Source organism: Citrobacter sp. MGH105 (assembly GCF_001037485.2).
In the GTDB taxonomy this organism is placed as follows: Bacteria; Pseudomonadota; Gammaproteobacteria; order Enterobacterales; family Enterobacteriaceae; genus Citrobacter; species Citrobacter portucalensis.
In genome coordinates, this window is the sequence record NZ_CP073048.1 from 4,289,262 (window position 1) to 4,311,222 (window position 21,961).

Sequence of the window (21,961 nt, forward strand, 5' to 3'; positions counted from 1 at the left end):
CCCTGATAATTAAATGATTTTGCGAAGATTCTCGACAAACGCGGCAATCTGTTCTTCACCGTCACCTTCAATCACAACGCGCTGACGCTCGCGCTGCTTCGGTGCGGCAACCTGTTGTTCGGAATACGCTTGCGCGCCGTTCAGCCCAATGTCCGCAGACGACCAGACCTGGACCGGTTTTTTCGCTGCACCAAGAATGGCTTTCATGGAAGGGATTTGAGGGGTGTTGATGTCGGTAGAGACCGCGATCACCGCCGGAAGCGGGATACTCAGGGTTTCAACTTCATCTTCCAGTTCACGCTCTACCGTCAGCGTGCTGTCGGTAAGAGAGAGGATTTTACTCACGCCGTTAATCGCCGGCACGTTCAGCATTTCGCCCACCAGCAGACCAACCTGCTGAGCATAAAGATCGGAAGAACCGTCGCCGCAAATAAGCAGATCAAAACCTGATTTTTGTGCGGCGGCAGCCAGCGCAGTGGCGGTTTGTTGCGGCAGCGTCTGTTCAAATTGATCGTCAATGACAACAATCAGTTCATCAGGGCCACGGGAGAGCACATCTTTGCGCCCTTTTGCATTGGTCAGCGCTTTGCCGCCGACGCTCATGGCCACAACCTGAGCCTCTCCCACCTGCTGTTTTAACTGGCAAGCCGCTTCGATCGCATTCAGATCATATTGGCTGATTTTGCCATCTGCTTTGCTGAAATCGAGTGTTCCATCAGCATTATTAATCGCAATATCCTGCTCATCAGGTACGCATTTGTAGCAAGTAATTATCTTCATTGCATCTCCAGAAATCATGAAGGAAACGTATTTATATCGGCGGTGTTAAATACAGATATCACGCTCTTTAATTCGGAAATAAAACATTAATCACCAATATTGAAAATGTCACACATTGATATTCGTAACTTTCAATAGTGTTATGCGCCTCACCAATATTGAAAGAAACATGTCAAATACGAAAATTTTCAATATTGTTTGCTGGTTCAACAATATTGAACGCTAGTCACTTAAAAAAGTTAAAAAATCAACATCAACCCAATGATTAATAAAAGAATTACTTGGATTTTCAGACAAAATAACCAGCATAAAAAAGTGTGACACAGATAACAGAATAGCCGGAAATGAATACCCATTATGAGTTACTCACTGAGGCGCCCCAGAGGTTAAAAAGTTATCAACAAATCATTAATAACAAATAAACAAACGATCACATACGGGCACGCTAAATAAATTTCGTTTTCACACTGGAATTCACTTATGAAAAATGAAAAGAGAAAGTCGGGAATTGAACCGAAGGTTTTTTTTCCGCCATTAATAATTGTTGGGATACTTTGTTGGCTAACAGTAAGAGATCTTGATGCCGCTAACGTCGTTATTAATGCGGTATTCAGTTATGTCACCAACGTCTGGGGTTGGGCATTCGAATGGTATATGGTCGTCATGCTCTTCGGCTGGTTCTGGTTGGTCTTTGGCCCGTATTCGAAAAAGAAATTAGGCGACGAAAAACCTGAGTTTAGTACCGCCAGCTGGATTTTTATGATGTTCGCTTCCTGTACATCCGCCGCGGTGCTGTTCTGGGGTTCCATCGAGATCTACTACTATATCTCTACCCCGCCGTTTGCTCTCGCCCCCAACTCCGTTGGCGCAAAAGAGATAGCTCTGGCGTACAGCTTGTTCCACTGGGGACCGCTGCCGTGGGCGACCTACAGCTTCCTTTCAGTCGCGTTCGCCTACTTCTTCTTTGTACGCAAAATGGACGTTATCCGCCCCAGTTCCACGCTGGTACCGTTAGTTGGCGAGAAGCATGCTAAGGGCTTGTTCGGCACCATCGTCGATAACTTCTATCTGGTGGCGCTGATCTTCGCGATGGGCACCAGCCTCGGTCTCGCTACCCCGCTGGTAACCGAGTGTATGCAATGGCTGTTCGGTATTCCGCATACGCTGCAACTCGACGCCATCATCATTACCTGCTGGATCATATTGAACGCCATTTGCGTGGCCTGCGGCCTGCAAAAAGGGGTCAAGATCGCCAGCGACGTACGTAGTTACCTGAGCTTCCTGATGCTCGGCTGGGTGTTTATCGTCAGTGGCGCCAGCTTCATCATGAACTACTTCACCGACTCGGTCGGCATGCTGCTGATGCATCTGCCGCGCATGCTGTTCTATACCGATGCCATCGGCAAAGGCGGCTTCCCGCAGGGCTGGACTGTTTTCTACTGGGCGTGGTGGGTTATTTACGCCATCCAGATGAGTATCTTCCTGGCACGTATTTCTCGCGGTCGTACCGTACGTGAACTGTGTTTCGGGATGGTACTGGGCCTGACCGCTTCCACCTGGATCCTGTGGACCGTCCTTGGCAGCAACACGCTGCTGCTGATGGATAAAAACATTCTCAACATCCCGCAGCTGATTGAACAACACGGCGTGGCGCGCGCCATTATCGAAACCTGGGCTGCTTTACCGCTCAGCACCGCCACCATGTGGGGATTCTTTATCCTCTGCTTTATTGCCACCGTCACGCTGATTAACGCCTGCTCCTATACCCTGGCGATGTCCACCTGTCGCGAAGTTCGTGATGGTGAAGAACCGCCGCTGTTGGTGCGTATCGGTTGGTCAGTTCTGGTCGGCGTCATCGGCATCGTTCTGCTGGCGCTGGGTGGGCTGAAGCCCATTCAGACCGCAATTATCGCAGGGGGATGTCCGCTGTTCTTCGTCAACATCATGGTGACGCTGTCCTTTATTAAAGACGCCAAAGTGCACTGGAAAGACAAGTAATTCTTATTAACCCAATTGATCAAGAGGCTGAAAGATGGATTTCAACTTAAATGACGAGCAGGAACTGTTTGTCGCCGGTATTCGTGAACTGATGGCCAGTGAGAACTGGGAAGCTTATTTTGCCGAGTGCGATCGCGACAGCGTCTACCCTGAGCGTTTTGTAAAAGCGCTGGCGGATATGGGCATCGATAGCCTGTTGATCCCGGAAGAACACGGCGGGCTGGAAGCCGGTTTTGTCACCGTTGCCGCCGTCTGGATGGAACTCGGACGTCTTGGCGCACCGACTTACGTGTTGTACCAATTACCAGGCGGTTTTAACACTTTTCTGCGTGAAGGTACCCAAGAGCAAATTGATAAAATCATGGCGTTCCAGGGGACCGGTAAGCAGATGTGGAACTCAGCGATCACCGAACCGGGAGCGGGATCGGATGTTGGCAGTCTGAAAACCACTTATACACGCAAAAATGGTAAGGTTTATCTTAATGGCAGTAAGTGCTTTATCACCAGTAGCGCCTATACCCCGTACATCGTAGTGATGGCGAGAGATGGTGCATCACCGGATAAACCTGTTTATACCGAGTGGTTTGTTGACATGAGCAAAGCGGGTATCAAGGTCAACAAACTGGAGAAACTCGGTCTGCGCATGGATAGCTGCTGTGAAATCACCTTTGATGACGTTGAACTGGACGAGAAAGACATGTTCGGTCGGGAAGGTAATGGCTTCAACCGTGTGAAAGAAGAGTTTGACCATGAACGCTTCCTCGTCGCGCTGACCAACTACGGTACGGCAATGTGCGCTTTTGAAGACGCCGCGCGTTACGCCAACCAACGCGTACAGTTTGGCGAAACGATCGGCCGTTTCCAGCTGATCCAGGAGAAGTTCGCGCACATGGCGATCAAACTGAACTCCATGAAAAACATGCTGTTGGAAGCCGCATGGAAAGCGGATAACGGCACCATTACCTCCGGCGACGCAGCAATGTGCAAATACTTCTGCGCCAACGCCGCGTTTGAAGTGGTAGACACCGCCATGCAGGTACTGGGAGGTGTTGGTATCGCGGGCAACCACCGCATCACGCGTTTCTGGCGTGACTTGCGCGTTGACCGTGTTTCTGGTGGTTCTGACGAAATGCAGATCCTGACGTTGGGTCGTGCGGTACTCAAGCAATACCGATAGAACGACGCAACCTGTAGGCCTGATAAGACGCCTTAGCGTTGCCATCAGGCAATCAATGCCGGATGGCGGCGCGAGCGCCTTATCCGGCCTACATGGACACCCATAAATGCCAGGAGAAAAATGATGAATCATTTACCAATGCCAGCCTTCGGCCCGCTTTCCGGGGTACGCGTTGTTTTTTCAGGGATCGAAATCGCCGGTCCGTTCGCCGGACAGATGTTCGCCGAATGGGGTGCCGAGGTTATCTGGATTGAAAACGTCGCATGGGCCGATACCATCCGCGTACAGCCTAACTATCCGCAGCTCTCACGCCGTAACCTGCACGCCCTGTCGCTGAATATTTTCAAAGATGAAGGCCGGGAAGCGTTTCTGAAGCTGATGGAAACCACCGATATTTTCATTGAAGCCAGTAAAGGTCCGGCCTTTGCCCGCCGCGGTATTACCGATGAAGTGCTGTGGGAACATAACCCGAAACTGGTTATCGCCCACCTTTCCGGCTTCGGCCAGTTTGGTACCGAGGAGTACACCAATCTTCCGGCGTATAACACCATCGCGCAAGCGTTCAGCGGCTATCTGATCCAAAACGGCGACGTGGATCAGCCAATGCCCGCCTTCCCGTACACCGCCGATTACTTCTCCGGGATGACCGCAACGACAGCAGCGCTGGCGGCCCTGCACAAAGTGCGCGAAACGGGTAAAGGTGAAAGCATCGATATCGCTATGTACGAAGTGATGCTGCGCATGGGTCAGTATTTCATGATGGATTACTTCAACGGCGGCGAAATTTGTCCACGCATGACCAAAGGCAAAGACCCGTATTACGCTGGCTGCGGCCTGTATAAATGCGCCGATGGCTATATCGTTATGGAGCTGGTCGGCATCACGCAAATCAACGAATGCTTCAAGGATATTGGCCTCGCCCACATTCTTGGCACACCGGAAGTCCCGGAAGGCACCCAGCTTATCCATCGTGTGGAATGCCCTTACGGCCCGCTTGTGGAAGAGAAACTGGACGCCTGGCTGGCAACGCACACCATCGCCGAAGTCCAGGCGCGCTTTGCTGAGCTGAACATCGCCTGCGCGAAGGTGCTGACTATTCCTGAACTGGAAGGCAACCCGCAGTACGTTGCCCGTGAATCTATTACTCAGTGGCAAACAATGGATGGCCGAACCTGCAAAGGGCCAAACATCATGCCGAAATTTAAAAACAACCCGGGGAAAATCTGGCGAGGCATGCCGTCACATGGCATGGATACTGCCGCCATTCTGAAAAATATTGGTTATAGCGAAGCAGACATAAATGAGCTGGTCGGCAAAGGCCTGGCCAGAGTTGAGGAATAAACGCGACGCGCTGACCCCTCGATGGTTAGCGCTCACGCCTGATTTCAGTGGATAAAGCAATATGGATATCGTTGGCGGACAAAACTTACGTCAGATGTGGGACGACCTGGCCGGGGTGTACGGAGATAAAACGGCGTTAATTTTCGAATCCTGCGAAGGAGTTGTTCGGCAGTTTAGCTATGCCTCGCTCAATGAAGAGATTAACCGCACGGCAAACCTGTTCCATTCCTTAGGGATCCGCAAGGGCGATAAGGTCGCATTGCATCTGGATAACTGTCCGGAATTCATTTTTTGCTGGTTTGGGCTGGCAAAAATTGGCGCCATTATGGTACCGATTAATGCCCGCTTGCTGGGTGAAGAAAGTGCCTGGATCCTGCAAAACAGCCAGGTAAGTCTGCTGGTCACCAGCGCCCAGTTTTATCCTATGTACCGCCAGATACGGCTGGAAAATAGCACCCCGCTTAATCATATCTGTCTGATTGGCGAACAGCTTCCGGCTGACGACGGTGTGAGTCACTTTACCCAACTGCAATCCCGCCAGTCCACCACGCTGTGCTATACGCCCGCGTTATCCACTGACGATACGGCGGAAATTCTGTTTACCTCAGGCACCACCTCACGGCCTAAAGGGGTGGTAATTACCCACTACAACCTGCGTTTTGCAGGCTACTACTCTGCCTGGCAAATCGCCCTGCGCGATGATGACGTCTACATGACGGTGATGCCCGCGTTTCATATCGATTGTCAGTGTACCGCCGCAATGCCCGCATTCTCCGCTGGCAGCACCTTTGTGCTGCTAGAGAAGTACAGTGCCAGGGCGTTCTGGAATCAGGTGCATAGATATAAGGCGACGGTTACCGAATGCATTCCGATGATGATCAGAACGCTAATGGTGCAGCCCGCTGCACCAACCGACAGACAGCATCACCTGCGCGAAGTGATGTTCTATCTCAATTTATCCGAGCAGGAAAAAGACGATTTTACCGAACGCTTTGGCGTCAGGCTGCTGACCTCCTACGGTATGACTGAAACCATCGTCGGTATTATCGGCGACCGTCCCGGTGACAAACGACGCTGGCCCTCCATTGGCCGCGTGGGATTTAGCTATGAAGCCGAAATCCGCGACGATCATAACCGTCCCCTGCCCGCCGGAGAAATTGGCGAAATCTGTATTAAAGGCGTGCCGGGCAAAACAATCTTCAAAGAGTACTACGCGCAGCCGGAGGCTACCGCCAAAGCGCTGGAACCTGAGGGCTGGTTGCATACCGGTGATTCGGGCTATCAGGATGAGGATGGCTATTTTTATTTCGTCGACAGGCGCTGCAACATGATTAAACGCGGCGGAGAAAATGTCTCCTGCGTCGAGCTGGAAAATATTATTTCTGCGCATCCCAAAATTCAGGACATTGTGGTTGTCGGTATTAAAGATTCGATCCGTGATGAAGCCATTAAAGCATTTATCGTCCTTAATGAAGGTGAAACATTAAGCGAAGCCGAGTTCTTCAGCTTCTGCGAAAACAATATGGCGAAATTCAAGGTTCCCTCTTTTATGGAGATAAGAACCGACCTGCCGCGCAATTGTTCAGGAAAAATAATCAAAAAAAATCTGAAATAACCCTTCCGACAGGAACTCCTCCTGCCGGGAAATCTATTTATCTGGAGATGAACTATGAGTGATTCATTACATCTGACCCGTAACGGCCCGATCCTGGAAATTACCCTCGACCGGCCTAAAGCCAATGCCATTGACGCCAAAACCAGCTTTGCCATGGGTGAAGCGTTTCTTAATTTTCGTGACGACCCGGAATTACGCGTAGCGATTATCACCGGCGGCGGTGAGAAATTCTTTTCTGCAGGCTGGGACTTAAAAGCGGCAGCTGAAGGTGAAGCGCCAGATGCCGATTTTGGCCCAGGCGGCTTCGCCGGTTTAACCGAAATTTTCGATCTCGATAAGCCGGTCATCGCTGCGGTAAACGGCTATGCGTTTGGCGGTGGTTTTGAATTGGCGCTGGCAGCGGATTTTATTGTCTGCGCAGAAAATGCCAGCTTCGCACTGCCGGAAGCCAAGCTCGGGATCGTGCCTGACAGCGGCGGCGTACTGCGTCTGCCTAAGCTGCTGCCACCGGCAATCGTCAACGAAATGGTGATGACCGGCAGACGAATGAGCGCCGAAGAAGCGCTGCGTTGGGGCATCGTCAACCGCGTTGTCAGCCAAGGCGAACTGATGGATAGCGCGCGTGAACTGGCGCAGCAGTTGGTCAATAGCGCCCCGCTGGCTATCGCCGCACTGAAAGAGATCTATCGCACCACTAGCGAAATGACGGTGGAAGAAGGCTACCGCTACATCCGCAGCGGCGTGCTGAAGCACTATCCATCTGTACTGCATTCGGAAGATGCGCTTGAAGGTCCGCAGGCGTTTGCCGAAAAACGCGACCCAGTGTGGAAAGGTCGTTAATGTGCCGATGCCGGATAGCGATTCGCTTATCCGGCAATAAAACCGAGATAAAACGATGAGCTACTACGCCTTTGAGGGCCTGATTCCGGTGGTACATCCGGATGCCTTTGTCCATCCCAGCGCCGTGCTGATTGGCGATGTCATAGTGGGTGCCGGAGTTTATATTGGCCCGCATGCGTCATTGCGCGGTGACTATGGTCGCTTGATCCTGGAGGCAGGTTCTAATTTGCAGGATGGCTGCATCATGCACGGCTACTGTGACACCGATACCATCGTGCATGAAAACGGACACATCGGCCATGGCGCAATCCTGCACGGTTGCGTGGTGGGCAGAGATGCGCTGATCGGCATGAACAGCGTCATTATGGACGGCGCAGTGATTGGCGAAGAGAGCATTGTCGCCGCCATGAGCTTTGTCAAAGCCGGATTTCAGGGAGAGGCAAGGCAGATGCTGGTTGGCTCACCCGCTCGCGTATTGCGTGAAGTCACGGACCAGGAACTGCACTGGAAACGGCTAAACACCAAAGAGTATCAGGATCTTGCAACTCGCTGCCACACAGGTCTACACGAAACGCAGCCCTTAACGCGGGTCGAAGAAAACCGGCCACGCCTGAAAGGCACAACGGACGTAAAACCCAAATCAGCACAATAATTGATGCCGGATGCGCTCACGCTTATCCGGCCTACGCGTCAATCACCGTTTATGCCGCCATCAGGCAAACTGATTATTAGCGACGCATACTCTTGGAGAGCATCATCTGCCATTTCTGCTCACGGTTGAGCTCTGTTGGAGGAACGGCAGACAGGCGTGGCGTTTTCGCCATGCTCACCTTTTTCTCCTGCAAATTGTGATTCAGTCGGCTGTAGAGATGAGAGTCAATACTCACGACTTTTACCAGACGCTGGCACTGACAGCCTCGTCCTGCAATCTGGTTAGGGATCATCTTCACTTCACAAACAATTTCCCCCACTTCCGACAGAATATAAGAGAGCGTATTAATTGCTTTGCAGTGCTCGATATCAAAATGGCGGGAAATTTCCTTTGCGGTGATCCAACGATCCTCGGCCATCATCCAGTCAGCAATTAACAAATAAAGCGGTCTTTCAACATATTTTTCACACATAAGCACACCATTTTCACAAATTAAAAATCTGGCTACGGCCTGTCCAAATTAATAAAAACTAAGCCATATTAAAATTGTGGATATAAAGGATAGTATGCGACTTGAATGTTGATTAGTGTGAGCAATATCGTGCTTATTACATTGAAAATGTGGTTACGGAAACGGACTTGTCCAGGAATGACCTTACGCAAGACAAAAAAAGGGTTTCTTTACAGAAACCCTTTCAAAATTATATTACAGGTCCGGTTAGAGCAATATTCACCGGACCTTTTGTTTATTACTTTTTGATCTGCGCGTGCATTTCCTGCACCGAGGTTACCTTCTCGGTGGCATCGGCATTCAACGCCATCGCAGTGGCGAAACCGCCGTTCAGCGTTGTGTCATAATGCACTTTGTACTGCAGCGCGCTGCGGCGAATCAGCTTGGAGTCTTCAATCGCCTGACGACCTTCGGTGGTGTTGATGATATAGGTGTACTCGCCATTCTTGATACGGTCCTGAATGTGCGGACGACCTTCATGCACCTTGTTCACCAGACGTGGATTGATACCCGCTTCACCCAGCACAATCGCGGTCCCGTGCGTCGCATCCAGCTCGAAGCCAAACTTCAGCAGTTTCGCTGCCAGGTCAACCACGCGCTCTTTATCGCCTTCGCGAACGGAGAGCAGCGCACGACCCTGTTTTTTCATGGTGGAGCTGCTGCCCAGCTGTGCCTTGGCGAACGCTTCCGCGAAGGTACGGCCCACGCCCATCACTTCCCCGGTAGAGCGCATTTCTGGCCCTAACAGCGGGTCAACGCCCGGGAATTTGTTGAACGGCAGCACCACTTCTTTTACCGAGTAATACGGCGGGATAACTTCTTTGGTTACGCCCTGCTGTGCCAGCGTTTTCCCGGCCATCACGCGCGCCGCGACTTTCGCCAGCGGTACACCAGTTGCCTTGGAGACGAACGGAACGGTACGCGCTGCACGCGGGTTCACTTCAATCAGGTAAACTTCGTTATTCTTCACTGCAAACTGGACGTTCATCAGACCGCGAACCTGCAGTTCGAAAGCCAGTTTCTGCACCTGTTGGCGCATCACATCCTGAATTTCCTGACTCAGGGTGTAAGCAGGCAGAGAACATGCGGAGTCACCGGAGTGCACGCCCGCCTGTTCGATATGCTCCATGATGCCGCCAATCAGCACCATTTCACCGTCGCAGATAGCGTCCACGTCCACTTCAACCGCGTCATCAAGGAAACGGTCCAGCAGTACCGGCGCATCGTTAGAAACGCTGACCGCGGTCTGGAAGTAGCGACGCAGGTCGGCTTCGTCGTAGACGATTTCCATCGCGCGACCACCGAGAACATACGACGGACGCACCACCAGCGGGTAGCCAATCTCTTTCGCCTTCTCAATAGCCTGTTCGATAGCCGTTACGGTAGCATTCGCCGGTTGTTTCAGCTTCAGACGGTCAACCGCCTGCTGGAAACGCTCGCGGTCTTCCGCGCGGTCGATGGCATCCGGGCTGGTACCGATAACCGGTACACCTGCCGCTTCCAGCGCACGCGCCAGCTTCAGCGGAGTCTGTCCGCCGTACTGTACGATGACGCCTTTCGGCTTCTCGATACGAACGATTTCCAGTACGTCTTCCAGCGTGACCGGCTCGAAGTACAGGCGGTCAGAGGTGTCGTAATCAGTTGAAACGGTTTCCGGGTTACAGTTGACCATGATGGTCTCATAACCGTCTTCGCGCAGCGCCAGCGAGGCGTGTACGCAGCAGTAGTCAAACTCAATGCCCTGACCGATACGGTTTGGACCACCGCCCAGCACCATGATTTTATCGCGGTCAACGGACGGGTTCGCTTCGCACTCATCTTCATAGGTGGAGTACATGTAAGCGGTGTCAGTGGCAAATTCTGCCGCACAGGTATCCACGCGTTTGTAGACCGGGTGCAGATTGTACTGGTCGCGCAGTTTGCGGATTTCCGCTTCGCGAACGCCGGCCAGTTTCGCCAGACGCGCATCGGCGAAGCCTTTGCGCTTCAGTACGCGCAGGAAGTCAGCGTCGAGGCCGTTGATGCCAAGGTCGGTGACTTTTTCTTCCAGACGTACCAGCTCTTCGATCTGCACCAGGAACCAGCGGTCGATGTTGGTCAGGTTGAACACGCCATCGACGGACAGGCCAGCACGGAAGGCATCGGCGATGTACCAGATACGCTCAGCGCCAGCGTCTTTCAGCTCGCGACGGATTTTAGTCAGTGCTTCCGGGTCGTCCAGGCTTACTTTCGGGTCGAAGCCGGTCGCGCCCACTTCCAGACCGCGCAGCGCTTTCTGCAACGATTCCTGCTGGGTACGACCAATCGCCATCACTTCACCGACAGATTTCATCTGCGTGGTCAGGCGGTCGTTAGCACCAACGAATTTCTCGAAGTTGAAGCGTGGTATTTTCGTCACAACGTAGTCGATGGACGGTTCAAACGAGGCCGGAGTACGACCACCGGTGATGTCGTTCATCAGTTCGTCGAGGGTGTAACCTACGGCCAGCTTGGCGGCAACTTTCGCAATCGGGAAGCCGGTAGCTTTGGACGCCAGCGCCGAGGAGCGGGACACGCGCGGGTTCATCTCGATGACAATCAGGCGACCGTTTTTCGGGTTTACCGCAAACTGGACGTTAGAGCCGCCGGTTTCTACGCCGATTTCACGCAGTACCGCCATCGAGGCGTTACGCATGATTTGATATTCTTTGTCGGTCAGCGTCTGGGCAGGTGCTACGGTGATGGAGTCACCGGTATGGATGCCCATCGCGTCGAAGTTTTCGATGGAGCAGACGATGATGCAGTTGTCGTTTTTATCACGCACCACTTCCATCTCGTACTCTTTCCAGCCAATCAGTGATTCATCAATCAGCAGCTCGTTGGTTGGGGAAAGATCCAGACCGCGTTCGCAGATTTCTTCGAACTCTTCGCGGTTGTAGGCGATACCGCCACCGGTGCCGCCCATGGTGAAGCTAGGGCGGATAATGCACGGGAAGCCAACGTCAGCGGCAACCGCCAGCGCTTCTTCCATGGTGTGAGCGATGCCTGAACGTGCGGTGTCGAGACCAATCTTCTTCATCGCGATATCGAAGCGACGACGGTCTTCTGCTTTATCAATGGCATCCGCCGTTGCACCAATCATAGTCACGCCGAACTCAGCCAGTACGCCCTGGCGTTCCAGTTCCAGCGCACAGTTCAGCGCTGTCTGACCGCCCATGGTTGGCAGCACCGCATCCGGGCGTTCTTTCTCAATAATTTTGCGTACCACTTCCCAGTGAATCGGCTCGATGTAAGTGGCATCGGCCATTTCCGGGTCGGTCATGATGGTTGCTGGGTTGGAGTTCACCAGAATAACGCGGTAACCCTCTTCACGCAGGGCTTTACACGCCTGCGCGCCGGAATAGTCAAACTCACACGCCTGACCGATAACAATCGGACCCGCGCCCAGAATCAGGATACTTTTTATGTCTGTACGTTTTGGCATGGCTCTTTTACTCCTGATTATTTCGCGGACTGACGGTATTGCTCAATTAACTCGATAAAGTGGTCGAACAACGGTGCTGCGTCGTGCGGACCCGGACTCGCTTCAGGGTGCCCCTGGAAGCTGAACGCCGGTTTGTCGGTACGATGAATCCCCTGCAAGGTGCCGTCGAACAGTGACTTGTGGGTCACGCGCAGGTTGGCAGGCATTGAGGCTTCATCTACAGCAAAACCGTGGTTCTGTGCGGTGATCATCACGGTATTGTTATCAATATCTTTTACCGGATGGTTACCGCCGTGGTGGCCAAACTTCATCTTAATGGTCTTCGCACCGCTCGCCAGCGCCAACAGCTGATGGCCGAGGCAGATGCCAAATACCGGAATATCGGTTTCGAGGAATTTCTGAATCGCGGTAATTGCGTAGTCGCACGGCGCCGGGTCGCCAGGGCCGTTGGACAGGAAGATACCGTCCGGATTCATCTTCAGAACGTCTTCTGCTGAGGTTTTCGCCGGTACAACCGTCAGGCGGCAGCCGCGGTCCGCTAACATACGCAGAATGTTACGTTTGGCACCGAAATCGTAAGCCACAACGTGGAACGGCATTTCATCGGCAGATTTCGCTTCCGGCAGGTCACCGACCAGTGTCCAGCTCCCCTGCGTCCAGCTATAAGGCTCCGCGGTGGTTACCTCTTTCGCCAGATCCATACCGTTCAGGCCAGGGAAAGCTTTTGCTTTTTCCAGTGCCAGCGCCGCATCCGGGTTATCGCCCGCGATGATGCAGCCGTTCTGTGCACCCTTTTCACGCAGCAAACGCGTCAGCTTACGGGTATCGATATCAGCAATCGCCACAATGTTATGGCGCTTGAGGTAAGAAGAGAGGTCTTCAGTATCGCGGAAGTTGCTGGCAATCAGCGGCAGGTCGCGGATGACCAGGCCTTGCGCATGTACCTGAGAAGATTCTGCATCGGCTTCATTGGTGCCGACATTACCGATATGAGGATAAGTAAGAGTGACGATTTGGCGGGAATAGGAAGGATCAGTGAGGATTTCTTGATAACCGGTCATTGAAGTATTGAAAACGACTTCCCCAACCGCCGAACCTGTTGCCCCTATGGCCCGACCGTGAAACTGGGTTCCGTCTTCCAGAACCAATAGCGCTGACTTAATCAAAACACCCTCCAGAGAATATTCACTCACTTTATTTGCATATTAATTCATTAACACCTCATGAATCAATGCAAATTTGCTTACCTATGGATTTCTGGCAAACGGCGGCATTCTAGAGATAGCTCACACAAAAGTCTACCCAAAAGGGCTTTTTTTATTATTATTTTGCGCCACTGGGATAAATCACACGATTTAACAGGCAAAAAGATCAGCTAACTCAGAGTGGAAAACGCTTGCGGCAGGCAAAGAGTGTAAAAACAGAATGCGGGAGAGAAAAAAGTGGACCATTTGGTCAAAATTTACATTGAGATAACAGAATAACCCAACAAAAAACGGAAAAATAACCAATTAAAAGAAAAAACACATTCAGAAGCTAAAAATAAAAGGGCAATAAAATATTGCCCTATGTAATCAAATGATTATGATTACAATAACCACATCACGAAGGGTAATTAAAGCTACAAATTGCGTAAATCAAGCACATCTTTCATATCAAAAAGACCATTTGACTTTGATTTTAGCCAAATTGCCGAACGCACTGCGCCATTGGCAAAAGTCATGCGGCTGGACGCTTTATGCGTGATCTCAATACGCTCGCCAATATCAGCAAACATCGCGGTATGCTCACCGACGATATCCCCCGCCCGCACCGTGGCAAAACCGATCGTGCCCGGTACGCGCTCGCCGGTGTAACCTTCACGCGAATAGACGGCACACTCTTTTAAATCTTTATCCAGCGCCCCGGCAATCGCCTCGCCCATCGCCAGCGCAGTGCCTGACGGTGCATCAACTTTATGGCGGTGGTGAGCTTCAATAATCTCAATATCGGTGTAATCGCCCATCACTTTCGCCGCCTTCTCCAGCAGCTTAAGCATAACGTTCACGCCGACGCTAAAGTTCGCGGCGAAAACGATCGCAATCTCCTGCGCGGCATCACGAATAGCCTGTTTACCGGCATCGTCAAAGCCGGTGGTGCCAATCACCATCCCTTTACCGTGCTGGCGGCAAAACGCCAGATGCGCCAGCGTGCCTTCCGGGCGGGTAAAATCGATGAAAACATCGAAATCATCTTTCACCGCGTCAAGGCTGCTTTGCACGGTAACGCCCGTTTTTCCGGCCCCCGCTAATTCTCCGGCATCGCTTCCCAGTAAGGACGAGCCTTCGCGCTCTAACGCCGCACCAAGCTGTACGCCTTCCATGCCGAGAGTGGCCTGAATCAACTGACGCCCCATGCGTCCTCCGGCTCCCGCGATGGCAACGCGGATTTGTGCATCATGCATAGCTATTCTCTTTTGTTAATTTTACGTAAATCGTTTTCAGATTAACCAGCACAACGCTGCGCCGCCAGCCGAAAACGTCGATAATTAGAATTTAATGATAAACAGGCAGAGATATCAGTAAAAGGCATGACGATCAGCTAAAACCACATGATTCTCTGACCACCAGCGCAGGCGGCAGAATAATACGTTTCGGTGGTTCGTCATTTCCCTGAATGCGACTATAAAGCAGTTCCCCGGCCTTGCGACCTATCTCTTTTGCCGCCACCGACACGGTGGTGAGCGCAGGTTGAACTAGCGCCGCTTCAGTGATGTCGTCGAACCCCACCAGCGCAAAATCATGCCCAGGTTCGCGCCCCATTTTACGTAATGCCTGCATGACCCCAAGCGCCACGATATCCTGGTAACAAACGGCGGCGGTAATTTGCGGGAAGCGCAGAAGAAGCGACTCCGCCACTTTTGCGCCGTCAATTTGGCTGGCCTGCGTCGCCACTATCCATTCCGGATTCGGCGATATTCCGTACTCCAGCAACGTGCTGGTGAATCCACCGATACGCTGCGCCCGGCTCCCGGAACTTGGGCTCCCCCCAATAAACGCAATATTCTTGTGCCCCATTTTGACTAAATGGGTAGTGGCCATTTGCGTACCGAGAAAGTTATCAGTGCCCACAAAATCAAAATCAGGATCGCTAAGGGGACGAACCACCATGATGGCGGGAATATTGCGCCTTTTCAGCGCTTCAAAGAAGGAGGTCGGCGTTTCGCGCGCCGCGCAGAGCACCATGCCGCAGGCATTATTGCGCATCAACGAGTCGACAAATTTTTGCTGCCGTTCTCCTGATTCTTCGCTGTTTGCCAGAAACAGCAGCAGGTCATGCCGCTCCATCTCATGGCTCAGCCCTGCCGTCATCTCACCGTAAAAAGGGTTAGTGATATCGTGTAACAACAATCCGACCTGATTACTGCTCCGGTTACGCAGGTTGGCGGCGGTTTGATTATAAACGTAGCCGGCATCGTCCAGCGCTTTGAGCACGCGGTCACGCGTGGCCTGAGAAATACGCCCCCGGTTACGCAATACCATTGAAACGGTTGCCGTGGAGACTCCCGCGCGTTCCGCTACCTGCGCCAACGTGACTGTTGTCATGACTTCTCCTGATTTATTACGAAGGTTAATCGAATAACCGAAATCTTGTCTTTTTACGTGTGATTCACATCACGCTAACGCGCTTTTCACCGCACGGGATTCTGATTATGGCGGGTTAATCGCGTTAACCACTCTATGAAAATAAGGTTAATCGATTAATCTTAAATAAGCCAACACGGAGACAGAAAATGCATACAACCTATAATAAATTCCCTGAGGTTAACGTTCAGGGCTATGACAACCACGCCTGGCAGGGTTGGTCGTCGATCCATTCAGTGATTAACACCAGGATTTCTGGCGCAACCAAAACCGTATTGATCGTGGATTGCTATCCGGGCGTGCGGCTTGAAGAGTTGGAGCAACAGCTCGTGACGACATTAGATGCCGCACTGGTGTTGAATATTGAATCCGCCCGCCGCGATGAGCAGGCCCTGCATGATTTACTGGCGCGTAACCTGACCGACGATCGCGTATTCGGCGTGCTTTCCTGTCATCACCTGGATGAATTTTTTGATAGCGACAAACTCAGCCTGCTCCGCCAACAGATTGATGCCGTTAGTGAAGGGCTGGTCGTGGTATACGGCTCTGGCGCTGCATTGGCGCACCCGGGTGACGTGCTGGTTTATGCTGACCTTCCGCGCTGGGAAATTCAGCAGCGCATGCGCCATGACGGGCTGGGTAACTGGGGGGCAGAAAACCAGGATGAAGATATTCTTCGTCGTTACAAACGTGCTTTTTTCATTGAATGGCGGGTATTCGACAAACACAAAACGCCGTTACTCAAACGCACCGATTATTTGCTCGATACCACGGTAGAAAATAGTCCCGCGATGGTCAGCGGCGACGCGCTACGCGCCGGTCTGCAACAAACCACCCAACAACCGTTTCGCGTTGCCCCTTTCTTTGACCCAGGCGTCTGGGGCGGGCAATGGATGAAACAACACTTCGATCTCGATCCCTCAGCCCCCAATTACGCGTGGTGTTTTGATTGCGTGCCCGAGGAAAACAGCCTGTTACTGCGTTTTGGCAACGTGCGGATCGAGATCCCCTCTCAGGATCTGGTGCTGACCTGTCCCCGCCCCCTGCTGGGCGAAAAAGTTCACGCGCGCTTTGGCGCGGAATTCCCGATCCGTTTTGATTTCCTCGACACTATTGGCGGCCAGAATTTGAGCTTTCAGGTTCATCCGCTCACCGAATATATTCAGCAGCAGTTTGGCATGCACTATACCCAGGATGAGAGCTATTACATTCTCGAAGCCGAGCCGGATGCCGTAGTGTATCTCGGCACCAAAACCGGGATCGCGCCGCAGGATATGCTCGACGATCTCCGGGCCGCAGGGCGTGGTGAAAAAACGTTTGATGATGAACGATTCGTGAATCAGATCCCTGCGCATAAACACGATCACTTCCTGATCCCCGCCGGAACCGTCCATTGTTCGGGAGCTGGCACCATGGTGCTGGAGATCAGCGCAACGCCGTATATTTTCACCTTCAAACTGTGGGACTGGGGTCGCTTAGGGTTAGACGGCTTACCGCGTCCGGTGCATCTGGATCACGGTCAGCAGGTTATTGACTGGCAGCGTGACACGCAATGGGTGCACGACAACCTGGTCAACCGTATTGAACCTATCGCTGAAGGAGAAGGTTGGCGAGAAGAAAGAACCGGAATGCACGAACGCGAGTTTATCGAAACGCGTCGCCACTGGTTTACGGCACCGGTCACTCATCATACCCATGGCGGCGTAAACGTCCTGAACCTGGTCGAAGGAGCTCAGGCCGTTGTTGAAAGCCCGAGCGGCGCGTTTGCCCCGTTTGTCGTCAACTATGCAGAGACCTTTATCATTCCAGCCGCCGTTGGGGAGTACCGCATTTCGCCGTTTGGCAAAGGCATCGGTCAACAGCTCGCCACGATTAAAGCCTGGGTCAGAGGATAAGCGCATGATTAACGTTATTGTTGCCACCCATGGTCCCCTGGCGGAAGCGCTTCTCGCCAGCGGTCGTATGGTTTACGGAGAATTACCGCATGTTTATCCCGTCACGCTGAGTGAACAGGCAGGTATCGAAGGGTTTAAACAGACGTTCTCTCAGGTTCTCGCAAGTGCCGGGAAAGACGCTGACGGCGTTCTGGTGTTGTGTGACATGCAAAGCGGTACGCCGTGGAATGTCGCCTGCCATCATGCGTTTTCTGCACAAACGGTTCCTCCCGTTGCCGTTGTGGCGGGAGTCAATTTCCCAATGTTGTTACAAAGCGAAGAGATCTGCCATTTAACGGACGTTCATGCCGCAGCCGTCGAGCTGCTGGCGTTGACGGTACCCACGCTGATTAAAGCCGCCCCGGTTTTATCCGTTCAGTCCGACGATTTTTAAAGGAAACCACTATGAGTATTTCTTTTGTACGTATCGATGACCGCGTAATCCATGGGCAGCTCGTGACACGTTGGGCCAAAGAGCTGCCCTGTGACGGAATTGTCGCTATAGACGACGCCGTCGCGGCCGACCCTCTGCTCTCTTCGGTGATGAAAGGCGCTGTACAGGACACCAAAGTCTGGTTGTTTGATACGGCCACCGCGATTGAAAAACTGCCAAAAGTCATTGCCAGCGAGAAGCGTTATTTTGTCATTGGTAAATCCCCCGTGACGCTGAAACGCATTGAAGAAGCGGGTATCAGCCTGAAAAATGCCAACGGCAAGATTAATGTGGGTCCAATGAGTGCTCGTGCTGATACCACCACCATCGGCCCGAATCAGTCTGTCAACGGGGATGAAATTGCCGCTTTTGACTGGCTAACGCAGCATGGGCACTTGGTTGAGTTTCGCCTGGTGCCTGATGCCAGTTGCTACAGCTGGCAGGACGCACGTCAGAAGCTGAAATAAGGAGCGCACGATGATTATCGAAGCTACGTTGATTGGCATACTTTGCTATCTCGGCGCCCTCAGCAGTCCCTGGCTGCTGGGACTGACCGGCGGCTGGTACCTGATCACCCGCCCGCTGATTTCCGGAATGCTGGTCGGGATTATTCTCGGCGACATTAAAACCGGGATCATGATTGGCGTTGCGGTTCAGGCGGTGTATATCGCGATGGTCACGCCCGGCGGTTCAATGCCCGCCGACCTCAACTTTGTCGCTTACCCGGCAATTGCTTTAGGGATCCTTTCCGGAAAAGGACCCGAGGTCGCGGTCGCGCTGGCGGCCACCATCGGTATCGCCGGAACCATTTTGTTTAACGCGATGATGGTACTGAACTCTTTCTGGAACCACCGGGCAGATGTGGCGCTGGAACGGGGCGATGAACGCGGTATTTACCTGAACAGCGCCGTCTGGCCACAGGTGACAAACTTTGTCCTGCGTTTTGTTCCGACCTTTATTGCGGTCTACTTCGGGGCGCAATACATCAGCGGCTTTATGGACAGTTTGCCGAAAATTGTTCTGTCGACGATGAACGTACTGGGCGGCATTTTACCCGCCGTCGGGATCGCGATTTTGCTCAAGCAGATCATCAAAAACTACACCATGCTGATCTACTTCCTCGTCGGTTTTGTCTGCATCGTCTTTTTAAAACTCAACATGGTCGCGCTGGTGATCGTCGGTTCACTGCTGGCGTTGATCCATTACAACTACAAACCGGAACCGCCGCAGGCCGCGAATGCAAAGTCGGTAGCCGATGATGATGAGGATGAATTCTGATGGAAGAACGTACACTTACGCGTAAAGATCTTCGCCGCTGTTGGCGCGCATGGATGATGCACAACTTGTCATCGATGAGCTTTGAACGTCTGGAATCTTTTGGCTTTTGTCTGAGCATGCTTCCGGTGGCGAAAAAGCTCTATCCCGACGCAGCCCAACGTACTGAAATGCTGCGCCGCCACGCCTCGTTTTATAATACGGAACCCCAGATAGGCGCGATCGTAAATGGCATGGTGCTGGGGCTGGAAGAGAAAAAAGCGAACGGTGAGCCGATCGATGGGGAGACCATCAATACCCTGAAAGTTGGTCTGATGGGCCCTATTGCCGGGATCGGCGATTCAATGATCCCTGGCATGCTGATCCCTATCCTGCTCAGCATCGGTATGGCCCTGGCGGCCGGCGGTAATATTCTGGGGCCGCTGTTTTATACCGTTGCCTGGTTGGCCATCATCATTCCCGGCTCGTGGTTCCTGTTCCTGAAAGGCTACAAGATGGGTTCCGGCTCGGTGGAAATGCTGGTGAGCAGCAAGTCTGCCCGTCTGCGTGAAGCGTTATCGCTGCTGGGCGTGTTTGTCATGGGGGGCGTAGCGGCAAGTTACGTTAAGCTTGGCACCGGGCTGGAATTTATTACCAAAGATGGGGTGAATATCCATGTTCAACAGATGCTGGACGGTATCTTCCCGCAGTTACTGCCGCTGATTGTGGTACTTGGCACCTGGTATCTGATGGCCAAGCGTGGTGTGTCGCCAGTGAAAGCGATGATTTTACTGTTGATACTGGCCGCCCTCGGCGTCGCCACGGGCCTGTTTGCGGGGTAGTGCCTGTCATTTGCCGGATGGCACGTACGCTTATCCGGCCTACTGTACTGTGCCGCGTTTTTCAGTTTGTAGGCCAGACAAAATCAGTACCGGGGCTATGGCCCCGGCTCTTTATGGGTGAAAGTTTTGCCACAGCTCGGGATGCTTGTCCGGGCGCGAGATAAATTGAAAACGCGCCGGTTCCTCAACGAATTGCTGGTAAACAGGTGCGGAAGTAATCGAGAACTCCGTATATTGTCGGGGCGTTACGGCCTGCAGTCGTCCGGGAATGTAACGCGGATTATGCTGCCAGATAACGTTGTTTCCCTGCAGTAACGGGTACCACGCCAACCCTTTATGCGCACGCACGGCATCGTACTCAAAACCATATTCACGATCGCACCACGCGCCAAAGGTTAACGGGACATCCGGATCTGCGGATATGGTCGCATGCCCCCAACCGGGTGGTACCAACACTTTCTCACCGGGTCCGGCGATTACAGCAAAACAGCGGCCTGGGTCGTCCTCAACATACTCCTGCATATAGATTATCGCTTTTCCCTGCCAGATTTCGTACAGCTCCGGCGGGGACCAGCCGCTGTGCTGGCTGATACGATGAATATGTCCCTGACTACGCACCGGCTCTTCCCCCAACCGTCCCGCCGCATAGGTCACCACGCCAAATAACAGCATCCGCTTTTTCAACTCTTCGCGATCCTGCATTCGCGCCACATCCATCGCAATGGCATACACCTCTTGCGGCCCCTCACAATGCGGATCGCGCAGTGAGGTGCGAATGTCATCGAGTTGCCGAATTTCCGGCATCGGCCCGGTAACCTCATCCCCATAGCTAAAACCAAGCGGGTGATGATGAACCGTCATATCGAGGCCGTACGAATGCGCTAAGTCAGCCATTCTGTACCTCCTTCGCCTGAACCCTCTTATTTTCCTCAATGACCCTTATTCTGAAACCCCTGGCGAGCGCCGCATAATCATGTCCCGCAATCCCTGGCCATACGGCGAGCGCCGACAGCACCTCTTCCCCGGTATTGATTAACCGGTGCGCGGTAAAGCCGGGGATAATGTGGACGGATCCGGCGAATACCTTTTCCAGCCTCGCGTCGCCCTGTTCGGTTTGCAACAGCAGCAAACCGGTGCCACGCAGACCAAAATAGACTTCCCCCTGTTCGCGACGCGCATGGAAATGCCCGCGGGTCATAAAATACTCGCAGCCGACCCGGCCAGGATAAAGATGGGTAACGCCGGTGTAGAGTTCACCTTCAGCGGAAGACGTATCCAGCATCTCAACGTCATACACGACATGCTCGCCAGCCAACTGCTGACGGGCGTTTTCATCGGCAAAAACGTCAGTAAGATCCTGAATACGGGTAGATTTGCGCAATAACGGGCCATCGGCCAAAGCGCCGCTTGCCCACGCCACCTGCGGTGGCTGGATAAAAGAAAGGTTCATATGTGTCTCCGGCCCGAGGAGAACAACAGGATCAGATTAGCAGATTAA

The 21,961-nt window shown here is 52.7% G+C and carries 19 protein-coding genes; 11 read left to right on the forward strand and 8 right to left on the reverse strand.

Features of this window, described 5'->3' with window-relative positions; genetic code table 11:
* Positions 1–9: 9 nt before the first annotated feature.
* Positions 10–780 carry an electron transfer flavoprotein FixA gene (locus tag SK35_RS20605; protein ID WP_048214962.1) on the reverse strand — a complete coding sequence of 257 codons (771 nt, stop codon included), beginning with the start codon at positions 778–780 and terminating at the stop codon, positions 10–12.
* A 480-nt stretch (positions 781–1,260) separates the two neighbouring features.
* Between SK35_RS20605 and caiT the strand changes: the two genes are divergently transcribed.
* From caiT to caiE, 6 genes are all read left to right on the forward strand, one after another.
* The gene (gene caiT, locus SK35_RS20610; RefSeq protein WP_003829695.1) at positions 1,261–2,778 is read left to right on the forward strand and encodes an L-carnitine/gamma-butyrobetaine antiporter; all 1,518 of its coding nucleotides are present in this window, start codon (positions 1,261–1,263) and stop codon (positions 2,776–2,778) included.
* Positions 2,779–2,812: 34 nt separating this feature from the next.
* Positions 2,813–3,955 carry a crotonobetainyl-CoA dehydrogenase gene (caiA, locus tag SK35_RS20615; RefSeq protein ID WP_003018898.1) on the forward strand — a complete coding sequence of 381 codons (1,143 nt, stop codon included), beginning with the start codon at positions 2,813–2,815 and terminating at the stop codon, positions 3,953–3,955.
* Between the two features lie 123 nt (positions 3,956–4,078).
* A complete protein-coding gene (caiB, locus tag SK35_RS20620) occupies positions 4,079–5,296 on the forward strand; it encodes an L-carnitine CoA-transferase (protein ID WP_003018901.1) in 1,218 nt (405 codons plus the stop codon).
* A 61-nt stretch (positions 5,297–5,357) separates the two neighbouring features.
* A complete protein-coding gene (gene caiC, locus SK35_RS20625; RefSeq protein WP_048214963.1) occupies positions 5,358–6,911 on the forward strand; it encodes a crotonobetaine/carnitine-CoA ligase in 1,554 nt (517 codons plus the stop codon).
* A 54-nt stretch (positions 6,912–6,965) separates the two neighbouring features.
* Positions 6,966–7,751 (forward strand): crotonobetainyl-CoA hydratase, encoded by a 786-nt coding sequence (gene caiD / locus SK35_RS20630; RefSeq protein ID WP_008786162.1) that lies wholly within the window; start codon positions 6,966–6,968, stop codon positions 7,749–7,751.
* Positions 7,752–7,806: 55 nt separating this feature from the next.
* Positions 7,807–8,403, forward strand: a complete 597-nt coding sequence (gene caiE, locus SK35_RS20635; protein WP_048214964.1) for a carnitine operon protein CaiE — start codon at positions 7,807–7,809, stop codon at positions 8,401–8,403.
* Between the two features lie 76 nt (positions 8,404–8,479).
* Here caiE and caiF read toward each other — a convergent pair whose 3' ends face one another.
* From caiF to SK35_RS20660, 5 genes are all read right to left on the reverse strand, one after another.
* Complete coding sequence (gene caiF, locus SK35_RS20640; RefSeq protein WP_003829705.1) at positions 8,480–8,875, reverse strand: carnitine metabolism transcriptional regulator CaiF; 396 nt, start codon at positions 8,873–8,875, stop codon at positions 8,480–8,482.
* A gap of 277 nt (positions 8,876–9,152) precedes the next feature.
* Positions 9,153–12,377 carry a carbamoyl-phosphate synthase large subunit gene (gene carB, locus SK35_RS20645; protein ID WP_048214965.1) on the reverse strand — a complete coding sequence of 1,075 codons (3,225 nt, stop codon included), beginning with the start codon at positions 12,375–12,377 and terminating at the stop codon, positions 9,153–9,155.
* Positions 12,378–12,394: 17 nt separating this feature from the next.
* Positions 12,395–13,543 (reverse strand): glutamine-hydrolyzing carbamoyl-phosphate synthase small subunit, encoded by a 1,149-nt coding sequence (gene carA, locus SK35_RS20650; protein WP_048214966.1) that lies wholly within the window; start codon positions 13,541–13,543, stop codon positions 12,395–12,397.
* Positions 13,544–13,998: 455 nt separating this feature from the next.
* Complete coding sequence (dapB, locus tag SK35_RS20655) at positions 13,999–14,820, reverse strand: 4-hydroxy-tetrahydrodipicolinate reductase (protein WP_048214967.1); 822 nt, start codon at positions 14,818–14,820, stop codon at positions 13,999–14,001.
* Positions 14,821–14,953: 133 nt separating this feature from the next.
* Positions 14,954–15,961, reverse strand: a complete 1,008-nt coding sequence (locus SK35_RS20660; RefSeq protein ID WP_048214968.1) for a LacI family DNA-binding transcriptional regulator — start codon at positions 15,959–15,961, stop codon at positions 14,954–14,956.
* A 188-nt stretch (positions 15,962–16,149) separates the two neighbouring features.
* Here SK35_RS20660 and SK35_RS20665 point away from each other — a divergent pair, with 188 nt between their 5' ends.
* The 5 genes from SK35_RS20665 to SK35_RS20685 are packed head-to-tail and all read left to right on the forward strand — an operon-like array spanning position 16,150 to position 20,463.
* Positions 16,150–17,895, forward strand: coding sequence for a class I mannose-6-phosphate isomerase (locus SK35_RS20665; protein ID WP_048214969.1), 1,746 nt, complete (start codon positions 16,150–16,152; stop codon positions 17,893–17,895).
* Positions 17,896–17,899: 4 nt separating this feature from the next.
* On the forward strand, positions 17,900–18,328 hold the full coding sequence (locus SK35_RS20670) for a PTS sugar transporter subunit IIA (protein ID WP_048214970.1): 429 nt from the start codon (positions 17,900–17,902) through the stop codon (positions 18,326–18,328).
* Between the two features lie 11 nt (positions 18,329–18,339).
* Entirely contained in the window at positions 18,340–18,834 is a 495-nt protein-coding gene (locus SK35_RS20675; protein WP_003837349.1) for a PTS system mannose/fructose/N-acetylgalactosamine-transporter subunit IIB, read from the forward strand.
* A 10-nt stretch (positions 18,835–18,844) separates the two neighbouring features.
* Complete coding sequence (locus SK35_RS20680) at positions 18,845–19,645, forward strand: PTS mannose/fructose/sorbose/N-acetylgalactosamine transporter subunit IIC (RefSeq protein ID WP_048214971.1); 801 nt, start codon at positions 18,845–18,847, stop codon at positions 19,643–19,645.
* Entirely contained in the window at positions 19,645–20,463 is an 819-nt protein-coding gene (locus tag SK35_RS20685; protein ID WP_016151643.1) for a PTS system mannose/fructose/sorbose family transporter subunit IID, read from the forward strand. Before SK35_RS20680 ends, SK35_RS20685 begins: the two co-directional genes overlap by 1 nt.
* A gap of 111 nt (positions 20,464–20,574) precedes the next feature.
* On the opposite strand, the gene SK35_RS20690 is transcribed toward SK35_RS20685, so the two are convergent.
* Both SK35_RS20690 and SK35_RS20695 read right to left on the reverse strand, forming a co-directional pair.
* Positions 20,575–21,357 carry a glucose-6-phosphate isomerase family protein gene (locus SK35_RS20690; protein ID WP_048214972.1) on the reverse strand — a complete coding sequence of 261 codons (783 nt, stop codon included), beginning with the start codon at positions 21,355–21,357 and terminating at the stop codon, positions 20,575–20,577.
* Complete coding sequence (locus SK35_RS20695; RefSeq protein ID WP_048214973.1) at positions 21,350–21,913, reverse strand: glucose-6-phosphate isomerase family protein; 564 nt, start codon at positions 21,911–21,913, stop codon at positions 21,350–21,352. The genes SK35_RS20690 and SK35_RS20695 overlap by 8 nt, the downstream gene beginning before the upstream one ends.
* Positions 21,914–21,961 lie beyond the last annotated feature (48 nt).

Coding starts and splice junctions, on each gene's coding strand:
- SK35_RS20685 (WP_016151643.1), top strand. CDS start 19,645: ATGGAAGAACGTACACTTACGCGTAAAGATCTTCGCCGCTGTTGGCGC.
- SK35_RS20695 (WP_048214973.1), bottom strand. CDS start 21,913: ATGAACCTTTCTTTTATCCAGCCACCGCAGGTGGCGTGGGCAAGCGGC.
- SK35_RS20670 (WP_048214970.1), top strand. CDS start 17,900: ATGATTAACGTTATTGTTGCCACCCATGGTCCCCTGGCGGAAGCGCTT.
- caiE (WP_048214964.1), top strand. CDS start 7,807: ATGAGCTACTACGCCTTTGAGGGCCTGATTCCGGTGGTACATCCGGAT.
- carB (WP_048214965.1), bottom strand. CDS start 12,377: ATGCCAAAACGTACAGACATAAAAAGTATCCTGATTCTGGGCGCGGGT.
- caiC (WP_048214963.1), top strand. CDS start 5,358: ATGGATATCGTTGGCGGACAAAACTTACGTCAGATGTGGGACGACCTG.
- SK35_RS20605 (WP_048214962.1), bottom strand. CDS start 780: ATGAAGATAATTACTTGCTACAAATGCGTACCTGATGAGCAGGATATT.
- caiB (WP_003018901.1), top strand. CDS start 4,079: ATGAATCATTTACCAATGCCAGCCTTCGGCCCGCTTTCCGGGGTACGC.
- caiT (WP_003829695.1), top strand. CDS start 1,261: ATGAAAAATGAAAAGAGAAAGTCGGGAATTGAACCGAAGGTTTTTTTT.
- SK35_RS20660 (WP_048214968.1), bottom strand. CDS start 15,961: ATGACAACAGTCACGTTGGCGCAGGTAGCGGAACGCGCGGGAGTCTCC.
- caiA (WP_003018898.1), top strand. CDS start 2,813: ATGGATTTCAACTTAAATGACGAGCAGGAACTGTTTGTCGCCGGTATT.
- SK35_RS20690 (WP_048214972.1), bottom strand. CDS start 21,357: ATGGCTGACTTAGCGCATTCGTACGGCCTCGATATGACGGTTCATCAT.
- caiF (WP_003829705.1), bottom strand. CDS start 8,875: ATGTGTGAAAAATATGTTGAAAGACCGCTTTATTTGTTAATTGCTGAC.
- SK35_RS20665 (WP_048214969.1), top strand. CDS start 16,150: ATGCATACAACCTATAATAAATTCCCTGAGGTTAACGTTCAGGGCTAT.
- dapB (WP_048214967.1), bottom strand. CDS start 14,820: ATGCATGATGCACAAATCCGCGTTGCCATCGCGGGAGCCGGAGGACGC.
- SK35_RS20675 (WP_003837349.1), top strand. CDS start 18,340: ATGAGTATTTCTTTTGTACGTATCGATGACCGCGTAATCCATGGGCAG.
- caiD (WP_008786162.1), top strand. CDS start 6,966: ATGAGTGATTCATTACATCTGACCCGTAACGGCCCGATCCTGGAAATT.
- SK35_RS20680 (WP_048214971.1), top strand. CDS start 18,845: ATGATTATCGAAGCTACGTTGATTGGCATACTTTGCTATCTCGGCGCC.